Below are 13,941 nucleotides of genomic sequence, written 5' to 3'. Positions count from 1 at the left end.
GTAACGAGTTATAGGGTCATGGTATGACCGGGATCGGGATGTGGACCATCGCGGCGCAGTCCCCGCAGCTCGTGGCCATCGTGGAACCGGGCGGCCGCACTCTCACCTACGGCGAGCTGGCCGCCGAGGCCGACCGGATCGCCCGCGGGCTGCGCGAGGCGGGCCTGGCGACCGGCGACACCATCGCGCTGCTGCTGCCCAACGGCGCCGACATCCTCACCGTCTACTTCGCCGCCGCCCAGATCGGGCTGCACGTCGTGCCGCTGAACTGGCATCTGACCCCCGCCGAACTGGGCCACATCCTGCGTGACAGCGGCGCCCGCGCGTTCGTCGCCGACCCGCGATTCGGCGACGCCGCCCGGGCCGCCGGCGGTGACGTCGAGCTGCGCTACACCACCGGCGACATCCCCGGCTTCCGGTCGTTGTCCGGGCTCGGCGCGGGCGGCTCCGGAAGACCCGGCGGCCGGACGACGGGGGCGCTCATGGTCTACACCTCGGGCACGTCCGGACGGCCCAAAGGCGTGCGCCGCCCCCTGCTGGGCCTCGACCCCGACCAGGTGCCGCCGGTGTCGCTGTGGTTCTTCGGCCTGTTCGGCCTGCGCCCGTTCGACGATCACGTGCATCTGTGCTGCTCACCGCTCTACCACACGGCGGTGATGAACTTCGCTGTCATCTCCCTCCAGTTCGGGCACCCGGTCGTCGTGATGGACCACTGGGACGCTCTTCAGTTTCTTCGCCTGGTTCAGGACTATCGGGTGACCCACAGCCACATGGTTCCCACCCAGTTCCGGCGGCTGCTTTCCATTCCTCGTTCGGCGCGTACCGACGTCTCCTCGATGCGCGCGATGATCCACGGGGCCGCGCCCTGCCCGCAGCCGGTCAAACGGGCGATGCTGGAGTGGTTCGGGCCGGTGGTGGTCGAGTACTACGCGGCTTCCGAAGGCGGCGGCACCCTGATCACCGCGGCCGAGTGGCTGGCGCGGCCGGGGTCGGTGGGCCGGGCGTGGCCCGGATCCCGGGTTCGGGTGCTCGACGACGACGGCAAGGACCGCCCGGCCGGTGAAGCCGGCACCGTCTACCTGCAGATGGGGGACGCGACGTTCGAATATCACCGGGACGCCGAGAAGACCCGCCGGTCCTGGCGCGACCGGATGTTCACCGTCGGCGACATCGGCTATCTCGACGACGACGGCTACCTGTTCCTCTGCGACCGGGCCAGCGACGTGATCATCACCGGTGGGGTGAACGTCTACCCCGCCGAGATCGAGAACGAACTGGCCGTGCACCCCGCGGTCGCCGACGCCGCGGTCTTCGGGATCCCGCACGACGAATGGGGCGAGGAGATCAAAGCCGTCGTGCAGCCCGTTCCCGGCGTCGATCCCGGCCCGGCCCTCACCACCGAGCTACTCGCCTTCCTGACCGGTCGGCTGGCCCGTTTCAAACTGCCGCGAACCGTCGACTACGTCGATGCGATGCCCCGCGACCCCAACGGCAAGCTCTACAAACGTCACTTGCGGGACCCGTACTGGGCGGGCCGGGAGAAGGCCATCTGACAGGCCCGGCACAGCGGGATCCTGAAAACGGACCCTAGCGTCACGGCGTGCTCGAACCTCAACCCGTCCGGGACCGGTACTTCGACCTGCTGCGTGTGCTGGCGATCATCCGGGTGTCGGTCTTCCACTTCTTCCCGTACGCCGTACTGGAACTGGCCTTCCCCTCGATGGGCGTGATGTTCGCCCTCGCCGGATCGCTGATGGCCAACTCCCTGAACCGCGGCTCCGTCACCAGTGTCGTCCGGGGCCGGATGCGCCGGCTGCTGCCCGCGCTCTGGGTGCTGGCCGCGATCCTGGTACCGGTGATGTTCCTGGTCGGCTGGGAACGCAAAGCCCCGCTCTGGCACCTGATCGCCTGGATCGTGCCGATCGCGAACCCACCGGCCAGCGGTTTCGGCTTCGAGGCCGCCGAAGTCCTGTGGTACCTGGTCACCTACTTCTGGCTGGTCCTGGCCTCGCCGCTGCTGTACTGGCTGTACCGCCGCGCCCGCCTGCTCACCGTCGCGCTGCCGCTCGCGGTGCTCGCTGTGGTGACCGTCTTCCCGATCTGGCCCGCCCCCGCGATCGAAGAGGTCGGCGTCGACCTGCTGACCTTCGCGACCTGCTGGATCCTCGGATTCGCCCACCGCGACGGCACACTGCGCCGGATTCCGGCCTGGCTGATCGGCGTCCTCGCGGTCGGCTGCGTGGCGCTGGCGCTGGCCTGGGGCCACAGCGGCGTCAAGGAGATCCCGCTCGCCTACGCCGTCTACAACGCCGGTTTCGTCCTGGCGCTGCTCCGCTGGAAACCGGACATGGCCTGGCTGGCCCGCCGCCGCGGCCTGTCCTCCTGGGTGGCACTGATCAACGCCCGGGCGGTCACCATCTACCTCTGGAACAACGTCGCGATCGCCCTCTGCTACCCGGTCGGCGACGCCCTGGAGGTCTGGCGGTTGGGCAGATTCTTCGAGATCGGGTACGTGGCGACAGCGCTGGCGCTGCTGGCCGACGCGGTCCTGCTGTTCGGCTGGGTCGAAGACCTGGCGGCCCGCCGCCGCCCCCGCTTCCTGCCGTGGCCGCACTCCGGCCCCACGCCGGCCGCTCCCCGGGTCCGCAGCACCGCAAAGGTCCCCGACCACGAACCGCCGACGATGCCCCGGATGGTCCTGTCCGCGAACACCGCCCACGCCGAGACCACCATCTTCCGCCCACCCCGCCACGCCGCTCCCCATCACGACCGCCGGCGATGACTGACGGCGAGGACGAAGGGATCGGCATCCCCGGGCCAGACGCTCAGGGGCGGCCACCGGATCGGTGGCCGCCCCTGAGGGTCGAAGGGCCGGTGGCCAGAGTTCTTACCGACTACTTACGGGGCCGTCCCGAACCCGTCTGCCACTTCGTGCCACCCGTACCTGCGAGTGGCGGCCTCCACCGGAGTCGCCTCGGTACCAAGAGGCTACGAGGAGTAGAGCGTGCGAACCACACCACACGGAGTCGGACGAATGCACACACGTACCGCGCGGATCGCGATGGCCGCGGCAGTCGTCGCCGCGACCGGGGTATTGACCGCGACATTCGTCTCCAGCGGCGGTAAGGGGACCGCGGACGCGGCCACCGAACTGAACCAGTTCGTCCCCATCCAGCAGGTGCAGCCGAACGTGCGGAATCCCGCGCCTGGCGCCCAGGCGTCATCGGGCGTCTTCACCGTGGACTGTGGCACCAACGGCAACGGCAAGTTCAGCCCGGACAACCCCGTCGCGCAGCCGGGCATCAAGAACGGTGCCGAGCACCTCCACGACTTCATCGGCAACCTGGCCATCACCACGAACTCCTCCGACGCCGACCTGGACGCCTCGGGGACGACGTGCCGCAACGGGGACAAGTCCTCGTACTTCTGGCCGGTCGTGCGGATCGACAGGACCGTCCGCTCCGGGGCCGAAGTCGCCCGTGCTCTTTCGGCGACGACCCCGATGGTCACCTGCCCCAGCGTTCGCAACCGGCTGCCCGCCGTGCCGGCTCGGGCCAGGGCCGCGGTCGACACCCGCCTGGCCTCACTCGATCGAGTCGCCGCCGCCGCCGACAAGCGGATGGCCGCGAGCAAGGGCCGCATCGACGCCCGCCTCAACGCGTCCGTGCTGGCCGACCTGCGCACCCAGCGCGCTCGACTGATCAAGGGCATCAGCGACGACATCGCCGCGGCCGGTGGCGGCCGGACCTCGGGCCTGGTGTCGCTGGTGGAATGCGACGCCAGTTACGACGGCATGCACGCTGGCATGCGCCACTCCGTCGCCGGTGTGAAGGCCGCTCTGGCCGCCTCCGCGCAGATCCAGTGCCCGACCGTGCGTGACAAGCTGCCCGGTGTACCCGCCCAGGCCGTCGGTGAGGTCAACCGTAGTCTCGCCGAACTCGACCGGCAGCTCTCCGAGGCCAACGAACGCCTGATCACCACCCGCGGACAGGGCGGGAACAACTTCGTCGACAACGCGATCCTCGGCCCCCTGAAGGCCAAGCGAACCGCTGTGCTCGACCGTATCGGCATCGCGATCTCCCGCAACGCCGCCCGTCCCCAGGGACTCGAGACCCTGGCCGGCTGCACCGTGACCGGCCAGACCGAGGGCGACCAGAACGGTGGGGCGGCGACCCCCAGTGCCCCCGCCGCGCTGCCCGACCCGCAGGGCCCGAACCTCGAACTGCCCAACAACACCGGCGGCGTCGTCCGGCCCGCATCGGTGCTGATCGAATACCGCGGTAACGCCACCAGCAAGGTCGTGCCCATGCCGAAGTTCCTGCGGGCGCTCACCGGTGACGCCAAACCGACCAGCCGCGGCCCGGCCAACGCCCGCGCGACCTGGACCTGCTCCGGCTTCACCGACCGCCTCGCCGACAAGTACCCGATCTGCCCGAAGGGCAGCCAGGTCCAGCGCGTACAGGATTTCCCCGGCTGCTGGGACGGCAAGAACATCGACAGCACCAACCACCGCGACCACCTGGCCTTCGCCGACGCCGCCACCGGCGCCTGCAAGCAGGGCTTCGCAGCCATCCCGCAACTGCGCATCACCATCTCGTACGACATCCCACGCGACGTGCAGGTCAAGGGGCAGTTCGCACTCGACTCCTTCCCTGAGGAGGACCACAACCCGTTCTCCGACCACAACGACTTCATCAACGTCAACTCCGCCCAGACCATGCAGAAGATCGCCACCTGCATCAACAAGGGCAAGACCTGCCGCTGAGCGAGATCGCCGTACCGGCACCCCTCGACTGCGCCGCCGAGGTTCACCGAACCTCGGCGGCGCAGTCCGGCATGGCGGGTGGTCAACCAGCTCAGATGCCGGTCAGGGTGAAGTCGATGGACCGGCGGTGACGCGCCGAGCCGTTCACAGCAGCTTGTGCAGCCTCCCCAACGTCTCGTCCGCCTCGCTGACCAGGTCGGACATCACCTCGGCGACCGGGCGGACCGCGTTCATCCGGCCCACGATCTGGCCCACCGGCATCGGCACCACCGTCGGGTCACCGGAAGCCATCAGCCGGTCGTGGGCCCCGGACACCAGCAGGTTCTGCAACGGCATCGGCAGCGTCGCCGGTGCGTCCTGCGCCGACCACGCCTCGGTCCACCGGTTGCGCAGCAGGCGTGCCGGTTTGCCGGAGTAGATCCGGCTGCGCACCGTGTCGCTGGAGGTGGCCCGCAGCAGCGCCTCGCGCAGTGCGGGGCTGCTCTCGTACTCGGCGGTGCCCAGCCACACCGACCCCATCCACACGCCGCTCGCACCGAGGGCCAGAGCTGCCGCGATCTGCCGGCCACTGCCGATGCCTCCGGCGGCCAGCACCGGCACGCTGACGGCGTCCACCACTTCCGGGACCAGCACCATTCCGGCGATCTCCCCGGTGTGACCGCCCGCCTCGTAGCCTTGGGCCACCACGATGTCGACGCCGCTCGTGACGTGACTGCGGGCGTGTTCGGCCCGCCCGGCCAGCGCCGCCACCAGCAGACCGCGGGCGTGGGCCTGTTCGATCACGTCGGGCGGTGGCGGGCCGAGGGCGTTGGCGATCAGTCGTACCGGATGGTTGAGGGCCACTTCGATGTGGGCGCGGGCGACCGAGTGCAGCCAGCCGAGCACGCCGGGACGGTCCTGGGCGGCGAGCAACGGCGGAACACCGAGGCGCAGCAGCGTACGTTCGACGAAGTCGCGGTGTCCGGAAGGGACCATGGCGCTGAGGTCGTCCGGCAGTCCTTCGGTGGGCACCCGGCTGGGCATCACCACGTCGACGCCGTACGGGCGGCCGCCGGTTGCGGTGTCCAGCCAGGTCAGGACGTCGTCCAGTTCGCTCGCGTCGTTGAAGCGGACGGCGCCCAGCACCCCGAGCCCACCGGCCCGGCTGATCGCCGCGACGACGTGTTCGGACGGGCTGAAGCCGACGATCGGGACGTCGATGCCGAGCAGGTCGCAGAAGTCAGTCCGCATCGTGTTCCTTCGTGTAGGTGTGGGCCCAGCGGTAGTCGGCTTTGCCGCTGATGGTGCGGGCGATCGCATCGACGAGCCAGATCGAGCGCGGAACCTTGTAGCCGGCGACCTGTTTACGCACATGTCCGGTCAAGTCCGATAAATCAACTGAGCCGCGCGGCTGCACCAGCGCCACCACCTTCTGACCCAGCAGCTCGTCGGGAAGCCCGATCACCAGCGCGTCGAAAACCGCCGGATGCGACTTCAGGGCCCCCTCGACCTCTTCCGGAAAGACTTTCTCCCCGCCGGTGTTGACGCAGGTGTTCCCCCGCCCGAGCAGCGTGATCGTCCCGTCGTCCTCGATCCGCGCCAGGTCGCCGGGAATCGCGTACCGGACTCCGTCGATCTCGGTCAGCAGCGCGGCGGTCTTGACCGGGTCCTGGAAATATCCGAGCGGCACGTGCCCACCCCGGGCCAGCCGGCCGATCACCCCGGGCCCGGCCTTCTTGCCGTTCTCGTCGATGACGATGGTGTCCGGGCCCGGCGTGATCCGTGGCCCGTCGACCGCGCCGCCGTCCACCTCGGCGACGATGCCGATCCCGGCGAACCCGGTCTCCGACGACCCGACCGCGTCGGTGACCAGCACGTCCGGCAGTGTTTGCAGGTACTGCCGTTTCACCGACGGCGAGAAGAGCGCGGCACTCGACGAGATCGCCATCAGCGACGACCCGTCGTACTTCCCGGCCAGGTAGGCCTCGATGATCGGCCGGGCCATCGCGTCACCGATCAGCACGATCACGTTGACCTGTCGGCGTTCGACGGTGCGCCACACCTCGTCGGCGTCGAAATGCGGCAGGAAGACCACGGTGTCCCCGGCGAACAGGGCGGCCAGGGCGGCCCACTGGGCGTTGCCGTGGATCAGCGGGGCCAGGCAGAACCGGGTCATCGGCGGCATCTCCCGGCGGCTCTGCGCCCACTCGTCGTCCAAGGGGATGCCGGACATGAAGTCGATGCCGCCGCCGAGGACCCGCCAGACGTCCTCGTGCCGCCAGACGACACCTTTCGGATAGCCGGTGGTGCCGCCGGTGTAGAGCAGGTAGACGTCGTCGCCGGAGCGTTCCTCGAAGTCCCTCGTCCCCGAGCCCTTCAGCGCATCCGCATAGGAGATGTCTGACAAAGCGGCCGTGCTGCCGTCCGGCAGTGCGACTGTCGCGCGGAAATCATGCCCGACGGCCGCGACCCGAGCCGAGAACCCCCGGTCGTGAATCAGCGCGACCAGGCCGGCGTCCTCGAAGAGATACTGCAACTCGTTCTCGACATACCGATAGTTGACGTTGACGACCACCGCGCGGAGTTTGTAGACGGCGATCATGGCCACCACGGCCTCGATCGAATTACCCGCGTACAACCCGACGTGGGCGCCCTTGCCCACTCCTCGACTCTGCAGGAAATGGGCCAGACGGTTGGCGCTGTCCTCCAGCTCCGCGTAGGTGATCTCACGCTCGCCGCAGGCCACCGCGACGCGATCTCCGAAGGCGTCGACCGCGTGCTCGAACAGGTCCGCAATATTGGCCGCCATCAACGCAAAGTAGAACCTGTTATCGTTCCGGGCAAGGCTCGGAGCAGGTCGTTGCACAGTGAGGAGAACCGGGTGGACGCTCTCGTCGAGCAGCGCGGACCGATCCTGATCGTCACGATGAACCGGCCGCAGGTCCGCAACGCGCTCTCCGCCGAGATGATGGCCGTGATGCGCGACGCCTGGGACCGCGTCGACACCGACCCGGACATCCGCGCCGCGATCCTCACCGGAGCCGGCGGGGCGTTCTGCGCCGGCGCCGACCTGCGCGCCATGACCGCCGACCACCCCGGCGACGGCTTCCGCAACGGCGGCACCGACCTGTCCCGGATCGACGCGTTACTCAAGGGCCGACGCCTGACCAAACCGCTGATCGCCGCAGTCGAGGGCCCGGCCGTCGCCGGTGGCACCGAGATCCTGCAGGCCACCGACGTGCGAGTAGCCGGCGAGAGCGCCCGCTTCGGCGTCTCCGAAGCACGCTGGGGTCTTTTTCCACTCGGGGGTTCCGCAGTTCGTCTACCGCGCCAGCTTCCTTACACGGTCGCTGTCGAGTTGTTGCTGACCGGCCGGCACATTCGAGCAGCGGAAGCGAAAGAAATCGGCTTGATCGGCCACGTGGTCCCCGACGGCCGGGCGCTCGACAAGGCCCTGGAGATCGCCGAGGTCATCGCCGCCAACGGCCCACTGGCCGTGCAGGCCATCCTGCGCACCATCCGGGAAACCGAGGGCCTGCCCGAAAACGACGCCTTCACGATCGAATCCCGCATCGGCATGGAAGTCTTCACCTCCGACGACGCAAAAGAAGGACCGAGAGCGTTCATCGAAAAACGAAAAGCGAACTTCAACGGCCGTTGACGGTACGGACCACACAACGGTCCCGTAGCCCCCGCGCGACGCGGGCGGCACACCGGGCCGTCGACGCGGCCGCCGGGCCGAATGCGGTGCTCACCGAAAACCCGCGCGCCGCCACGGCGCGCGGGTCCCCGTACTCACATCAGGCCTTGCAGTTGTTCTTCTTCTTCCAGGCGGCGACCGCCTTGGCCGGGCTCTTCTCCCCGCCCTTGCGCCACGACGTCAGGTAGCTCGCCGGCCACACCACACCCCGGCGGACCTTCCAGTCACCGGTCTTCTTGCAGGCCGGCGAGATGCCGTAGTGCACGTGGCAGACGTTGTTGGCGTTACCGGTCTTGCCGACCTTGCCGAGGTGCTTGCCGGCCTTGACCCGCACACCCTTCTTGATGCCCGCGGTCACCACGCTCAGGTGCGAGCCGTAGTAGCGCACGCCGTCGTCACCGAGGATCGACACGAACTTGCCACCGTTGTAGGGGCCGTCCGGCTTGCCCTTCTTGTACTTGTCGACCCGGCTGACCTCCAGCACCACACCGTCGGTGGTGGCCCGGAACGGCTTGCCGCAGGCGGCGAAGATGTCGGTAGCCGGGTAACCGGAGTGGGTCTTGTGGAACGCGACGTTCGCCGCCTTCACCGGAAAGATGTACTTGCGGGTGGCGGCCGCCGCGACGAGCTCCAGGTCAGCAGGCGCCTCCGCGACCGCCTGCTGCGCCGGTGAGGTCACCACGGCAGCCTGCCGCTGGTCCGCGGGTGCCGTAACCGCCTCACCGGCACCGAGACCGGCCAGAACGGCCAGAGCGGTGAACCCGGCCAGATAGGGATGGATTTTCATCGCGTCACCATAAGCGCAGGCGGAGATCCCGCGCTCGCCCCTGTGGCATTCACCTCGAATGATTGTTCAGTGTTCGCGCCGGCCGGATCGGCGTTCAGGGGCGGTTCTCGTGGACGTACTCACGGCCGCGGATGAACGCCTCCACCGGGTCGCCGCAGTACAGCCACGGCCACCTGCTGGCCTGGTCGCCGAGCAGGTCGTGGGCGTGCCCGGCGGCTTCGAACGCCTCGACGAACTCGCACATCAGCGCGAACGTGGCGACCCGCGGCACCCAGCCGGGGCCGGTCCGGAAGTTCGGGTGCAGGTAGGACTTGGCGGCCGCCGCCACGATCTCCTCCCGCACGTCCGGCTGCCTGATCCACTCCGCGTCCTCACCGCTCGGCAGCGACACCCACTTCTCCAGATGGGCGACCGCGATCAGCTCCGGCAGCCAGCTCCCCTCCGGTGCGGCGGCCGTCGCCTTCCGGGCGAACTCGAACATCAGCTCGTGACTGCCCGACCACTTGGCACAGAGGAACTGCAGGTACTCCTCGTGCGCCACGATGTGCAGCGGATGCCGTTTGATCACCTCGTCGAACCGGGCCTGCGCCTCGGCCCGGCCCACCTGACGGCCACGCGCCGAAGCGACCAGCCACGTCCAGGCGGTCACGTCGTCGGGGTCCCGTTCGACCACCTCGTTCAGCAGGTTCTCGGCCAGTTTGAGTCGCCGGGCGAACTCCCGGAACTGCTCACCACTGGTGTACTGGGCCCGCTTCGCGCCGCGCGCCTCCCACGCCCACTGCACCGCGTGACAGCCGCGCACCAGCACCGGCAGTGTCGACTCCGGCTCGGCCGCCACCCATTCCTGGATCCACTCCTGCACGTCGTCGACCCCGGTGGCCGCCTCCATCAGGAAAGCCCGCTCGTCCGGATCGGTCGCTGCGGCGAACACGTCCCGGGCGGTGCGCCAGTCCCGGTTCGTCAACGCGTCGATCAGTCGCCGGGACGTCGGATCCCCGTACGACGGATCGATGACGAGCGACGGCGTCGCTTCCCGGTTCTTACGGCTGAACGGCCACATGAGATGTTCCTCCCCGTTGTTGATCGAGGATCCTAAACGCCGGGCCCCAGGTACGCGCGAACGGCCGTGATCATCACGCGGCCGTCCCGGAACGTCAGGCACCACGTGTGCGTATTGAGCGCGGTCTTCGCCCTGCCCGGCCAGCCGACGACCTGCCGGACGTACACCTCCCGGTCCGCGTGCGCCCGGTCCGCGTGCGCCCGGTCCGTGTGCTCGCCGGCGGGAAAGAGCCGGAAGAACGACGGTCCGGTCTGGCGGAGTTGGCGGAAGCGGCTCCGTTCGTACGAAATCGTCTCGGGGTGTCGTGGGTCGACGTCGGTCAGCCAGCCCGCCTCGTCACCGGACGTGAAGGCCACCGTCCTGCGCCGCAGCATCTCCACGACCAGTTCCGCGTGGTGTCCGGGTGGCGCCGGGGCGGTCGCAGCCGGGGGAGTGCCCGCGACCGTCAGTGCGATCACGAGCATCGTGCCGACCAGCGGTCCCCGGCTCATGGACCGGAGACTATAGCTGTGTTTCTTTACCGTCCGTCGCTCAAGATCAACAAGCCGATCCCGATCAAGACCACCGGCAGCAGTACGTGGCCCCAGCGGCCCAGTGCCCGCGCGATCACCGGACGGGTCGCGAAGAATCGTCCGGCCGCCACCCACACGGCCACCAGCAGCAGAAAGACGACTACATAGACGGTCATGCCGCCGGCGCCCGCCGACGCGAAGACCGGCACGTACACGCCGATGTTGTCCCCTCCGTTGCCGAACGTCACGGCGGCGACCTCGGCGACGCCGGGCGCTCTGGCGGCATCCCCGGACTTCTCGTCCTCGTCGTCTCTCCGGTGCCGCCACGCCTGGATGCCGGCTTTGATGCCCAGGGCCAGCGGCAACAGCCCGAGGAAGGGGATCGCCTCGGCGGGCAGGAACGTGGCACCGAACGCGGCCGCCACCGCCACCCCGAGGATTCCGGCGAACCCCAGGTACTGACCGGCCATGATGTTCCGGGTGCTGCTGCGATGCCCGGCTCCCTGCGCGAAGAACAGCGCGAGGATCAGGATGTCGTCGACGTTGGTGACGGCGAACAGCCCCACCGCTGAGCCGATGACTGTGACGTCGATGCTCACCGGAGCCGTTCCAACGGCCGGGCCCGTCTTTCCACTAGCCGCTCCGTTGTGTCAGGACTCCGCTCGTGACGCCGGTGACCAGTGTGGGTCGCGGCCGATGAACCCGATCAACCGGGTCTGCGGGTCGGCGTCCGCCGGAACCGGGACGGCCGGGCCGTACTGGCCGGAACCACGCAGCACCGCGTCCATCGGTTCCATCCCGGCGAACAGTTCGGCACAGTGCTCCGGGTCGAGCCGATCGTCCTGTCCGGTGGCGCGGGCCAGATCCCACGTGTGCATGAAGACGTCAGTCGTATAGAAGCGGTCGATCGCCTGATCTAGCGGAATCTCGCCGAGATGCGGATTGGACAGCGTCCGTCCCGGGGTCTCCGGATCATCGAGCAGCTCTTGTACGGCCGTCACGTGCACCTGCCAGGCACCCACCGGATCGGTGCCGGCGTCCGGTCTCCGCGGCAGAGTCAGATCGGCACCCGACTGCAGCAGACCCAGAAGCCACTCGATCAGGTGACGGGGCACGTCCCGCGCCACCCATCCGGCGACCGGAGCCGGGGCGTCCCAGTCCTTCGCGCCTTCGACGCGCGCGGTGAAGTCGGCGGCGATCCGGCGATGCCGTTCAGCGGGAGGTAGTGCGGACAGCGACATAGGTGGTGTCCCTTCGTTACTCTCGGTGCTTTGAACTCTTCAGTTTAAAGCACTTCATGGAGTACGCGGGGCGATCCGGCTGTGGAGTCACCGACCTCGCCCGCGCGGCCCCGGTGAAGCGGCGGTGACGGTGGAGCCGGTCGGCCAGGTCGAGTGGTTATAGGCGCATCGGCTACGGCCGCACAAGCTCGGGCGCATCGACTCGGCCGCATCGACTCGGCCGCACAGGCTCGGGCGCATCAACTCGGGCGCATCGGCCTATCCGATCGGGCCTATCAGCGATGCTCGGAAACAGCGCTCGCGATTGGCATCAGCAATGCTTGCAGGCTTTGCTTTGCAGTAGCAGCGCGCAGGCTGGACCTGGCGACAGCGTGATCGGGTCAACCGTGCACCGGCGTGATCCGGTAACTGCTCCCGGCCCGGCATGGCCGGTTCGGTAACGGCTCGCGGCCCGGTTCGTGCGCAGATTGCGTGCCGGCTTGTTCAACGGCATGCGTGCCGACTTGCCAGCAGATTGCGGGCCGACTTGGCAACGGCGTGCGGGCCGACTTGGCAACGATGTGCGCGGCCTGACCTTACAACTGTGGGTGGGCTTGGCCCGGAAACGCAGAAGAGCGTGCGGAGGCCCTGATCCGAACCGGATCGAGACTTCCGCACGCTCTCCGTTTCACCGTCACCGACAGTTATTTCCGGTCGATGGCGAGATCAAATAAGGGACCGTTTATCAGGTCCGTCGAACGTCAGATCGTGCGGATGTTCTCGGCCTGCGGGCCCTTCTGGCCCTGCGAGATCTCGAATTCCACCCGCTGGTTCTCCTCGAGCGTGCGGTAACCCGACGACGCGATCGCCGAGAAGTGGGCGAACACGTCGGGGCCGCCGCCGTCCTGGGTGATGAAGCCGAAGCCCTTGTCGCCGTTGAACCACTTCACGGTACCGGTGGCCATGTTTATCTCCTTGCGGGGTTGGGAGCACCGCACCGTGCGGAACTCCACGTCACTGCATTGATGACCACCCGGAAGTCGGGATCGACAAAAAACGCCTGTCGGCCGGGATGCCCGTCAGGCGTCGAAATCGTCGGTGGAAATCAAAACTGCAACACGCCCAACGTAACACACGAATCGGGGAAGGACCCGAGAAAGCCACCACTAGGAGCGTAGGGTCGAGCGAAATCGGTGCCACTCGTCGGAGGTGAAATGCTTGTCATCCACGCACCCCTGATCGCAGCGTTGGCACTGATCATCAGCTCTTCCCCGAACGTTCCCGCAGCCTTAGCCTCCTCGCCACCCATCTCGACACCCGCCATCCCCGGAGCCCCGTCGCCCGTGACCACCCCGGCCGCCCGCTCCACCTCAGCCAACGCCACCACCCCAGCCACCCACTCCTTCCCGGCCGCACACTCCGGTCCGCCGGACCGCACTGATCCAGCTGTCCCGATGCTCCCGCGTACCGCCGCCAGCCGCCCGCTCCCGACAAACCCGCCTGTCCGGCTCTTTCGCGCAGACCTGCCCGTCCCCGCGATTCCAGCCGCACCCGCCCGCCCGCGCGTCCGCATCGACCCGGCCGCCCCGATTCCCGGCCGCCTGCCAGTGCACGCTGACCGAGGTGTCTTCGCTGCTCACGATGGTCCAGCTTCGTCTGGCCGTTCGGAGTCCGTTGTCCGCGCCGACCTGACCAATCCGACCGGTGCAACTGATCTGGGTGCCAGTGCCGGGGCAGCAGACCTGGAAGACGGTGTCGGGGCGGTTGATCTGGGCGGTGCGGCTGATTCGGGTGACCGTGCCGGGGCGGCTGTTCTGGGCAGCGTGGCTGGTGTGGTTGATCTAGGTGACCGTGCCGGGGCGGCTGACCCCCGTAGCCCGTCTGACGTGAGTACGCCGGTGGTTCCCGCAGCTCCGAC

Annotated in this window: 14 protein-coding genes; 5 read left to right on the top strand and 9 right to left on the bottom strand. The window is 68.6% G+C overall.

The window, feature by feature from the left end:
• Positions 1–23: 23 nt before the first annotated feature.
• The 3 genes from BLU81_RS20965 to BLU81_RS20955 all read left to right on the top strand — a co-directional run bounded on the left by BLU81_RS20965 (position 24) and on the right by BLU81_RS20955 (position 4,765).
• Positions 24–1,553: an acyl-CoA synthetase gene (locus BLU81_RS20965; protein ID WP_092546229.1), complete on the top strand. Its 1,530-nt coding sequence runs from the start codon at positions 24–26 to the stop codon at positions 1,551–1,553.
• Positions 1,554–1,600: 47 nt separating this feature from the next.
• Positions 1,601–2,782, top strand: a complete 1,182-nt coding sequence (locus tag BLU81_RS20960; protein WP_092546228.1) for an acyltransferase family protein — start codon at positions 1,601–1,603, stop codon at positions 2,780–2,782.
• Positions 2,783–3,034: 252 nt separating this feature from the next.
• On the top strand, positions 3,035–4,765 hold the full coding sequence (locus BLU81_RS20955; protein WP_092546227.1) for a DUF1996 domain-containing protein: 1,731 nt from the start codon (positions 3,035–3,037) through the stop codon (positions 4,763–4,765).
• A 144-nt stretch (positions 4,766–4,909) separates the two neighbouring features.
• Here BLU81_RS20955 and BLU81_RS20950 read toward each other — a convergent pair whose 3' ends face one another.
• Complete coding sequence (locus tag BLU81_RS20950) at positions 4,910–5,995, bottom strand: NAD(P)H-dependent flavin oxidoreductase (protein WP_092546226.1); 1,086 nt, start codon at positions 5,993–5,995, stop codon at positions 4,910–4,912.
• Entirely contained in the window at positions 5,985–7,553 is a 1,569-nt protein-coding gene (locus BLU81_RS20945; protein ID WP_092546225.1) for an acyl-CoA synthetase, read from the bottom strand. The genes BLU81_RS20950 and BLU81_RS20945 overlap by 11 nt, the downstream gene beginning before the upstream one ends.
• Positions 7,554–7,625: 72 nt before the next feature.
• On the opposite strand from BLU81_RS20945, the gene BLU81_RS20940 reads away from it, so the two are divergent.
• Complete coding sequence (locus tag BLU81_RS20940; RefSeq protein ID WP_092557394.1) at positions 7,626–8,405, top strand: crotonase/enoyl-CoA hydratase family protein; 780 nt, start codon at positions 7,626–7,628, stop codon at positions 8,403–8,405.
• Positions 8,406–8,544: 139 nt separating this feature from the next.
• On the opposite strand, the gene BLU81_RS20935 is transcribed toward BLU81_RS20940, so the two are convergent.
• The 7 genes from BLU81_RS20935 to BLU81_RS48455 all read right to left on the bottom strand — a co-directional run bounded on the left by BLU81_RS20935 (position 8,545) and on the right by BLU81_RS48455 (position 13,663).
• Positions 8,545–9,231: a M23 family metallopeptidase gene (locus BLU81_RS20935; protein WP_092546224.1), complete on the bottom strand. Its 687-nt coding sequence runs from the start codon at positions 9,229–9,231 to the stop codon at positions 8,545–8,547.
• A gap of 94 nt (positions 9,232–9,325) precedes the next feature.
• A complete protein-coding gene (locus BLU81_RS20930; RefSeq protein ID WP_092546223.1) occupies positions 9,326–10,291 on the bottom strand; it encodes a DUF4034 domain-containing protein in 966 nt (321 codons plus the stop codon).
• Between the two features lie 32 nt (positions 10,292–10,323).
• Entirely contained in the window at positions 10,324–10,782 is a 459-nt protein-coding gene (locus tag BLU81_RS20925; RefSeq protein ID WP_092546222.1) for a hypothetical protein, read from the bottom strand.
• Positions 10,783–10,808: 26 nt separating this feature from the next.
• Positions 10,809–11,402, bottom strand: a complete 594-nt coding sequence (locus tag BLU81_RS20920) for a cadmium resistance transporter (protein ID WP_231954676.1) — start codon at positions 11,400–11,402, stop codon at positions 10,809–10,811.
• Positions 11,403–11,453: 51 nt separating this feature from the next.
• Positions 11,454–12,044, bottom strand: a complete 591-nt coding sequence (locus BLU81_RS20915; protein WP_092546221.1) for a TIGR03086 family metal-binding protein — start codon at positions 12,042–12,044, stop codon at positions 11,454–11,456.
• A gap of 740 nt (positions 12,045–12,784) precedes the next feature.
• Positions 12,785–12,988, bottom strand: coding sequence for a cold-shock protein (locus tag BLU81_RS20910; protein ID WP_092557390.1), 204 nt, complete (start codon positions 12,986–12,988; stop codon positions 12,785–12,787).
• Positions 12,989–13,393: 405 nt separating this feature from the next.
• Positions 13,394–13,663: a hypothetical protein gene (locus BLU81_RS48455; protein ID WP_157751708.1), complete on the bottom strand. Its 270-nt coding sequence runs from the start codon at positions 13,661–13,663 to the stop codon at positions 13,394–13,396.
• Between the two features lie 64 nt (positions 13,664–13,727).
• Here BLU81_RS48455 and BLU81_RS48450 point away from each other — a divergent pair, with 64 nt between their 5' ends.
• Positions 13,728–13,868: a hypothetical protein gene (locus BLU81_RS48450; RefSeq protein WP_157751707.1), complete on the top strand. Its 141-nt coding sequence runs from the start codon at positions 13,728–13,730 to the stop codon at positions 13,866–13,868.
• The last annotated feature ends 73 nt before the right edge of the window (positions 13,869–13,941 follow it).

It is taken from the genome of Actinoplanes derwentensis, assembly GCF_900104725.1.
Classification (GTDB): Bacteria; Actinomycetota; Actinomycetes; order Mycobacteriales; family Micromonosporaceae; genus Actinoplanes; species Actinoplanes derwentensis.
This window is presented reverse-complemented; position numbering and strand designations above follow the sequence as displayed.

Excerpts from the sequence above, each read along its gene's own strand:
- BLU81_RS20965 (WP_092546229.1), top strand. The coding sequence starts at position 24 with ATGACCGGGATCGGGATGTGGACCATCGCGGCGCAGTCCCCGCAGCTC.
- BLU81_RS20955 (WP_092546227.1), top strand. The coding sequence starts at position 3,035 with ATGCACACACGTACCGCGCGGATCGCGATGGCCGCGGCAGTCGTCGCC.
- BLU81_RS20950 (WP_092546226.1), bottom strand. The coding sequence starts at position 5,995 with ATGCGGACTGACTTCTGCGACCTGCTCGGCATCGACGTCCCGATCGTC.
- BLU81_RS20945 (WP_092546225.1), bottom strand. The coding sequence starts at position 7,553 with ATGGCGGCCAATATTGCGGACCTGTTCGAGCACGCGGTCGACGCCTTC.
- BLU81_RS20935 (WP_092546224.1), bottom strand. The coding sequence starts at position 9,231 with ATGAAAATCCATCCCTATCTGGCCGGGTTCACCGCTCTGGCCGTTCTG.
- BLU81_RS20930 (WP_092546223.1), bottom strand. The coding sequence starts at position 10,291 with ATGTGGCCGTTCAGCCGTAAGAACCGGGAAGCGACGCCGTCGCTCGTC.
- BLU81_RS20925 (WP_092546222.1), bottom strand. The coding sequence starts at position 10,782 with ATGAGCCGGGGACCGCTGGTCGGCACGATGCTCGTGATCGCACTGACG.
- BLU81_RS20915 (WP_092546221.1), bottom strand. The coding sequence starts at position 12,044 with ATGTCGCTGTCCGCACTACCTCCCGCTGAACGGCATCGCCGGATCGCC.
- BLU81_RS20910 (WP_092557390.1), bottom strand. The coding sequence starts at position 12,988 with ATGGCCACCGGTACCGTGAAGTGGTTCAACGGCGACAAGGGCTTCGGC.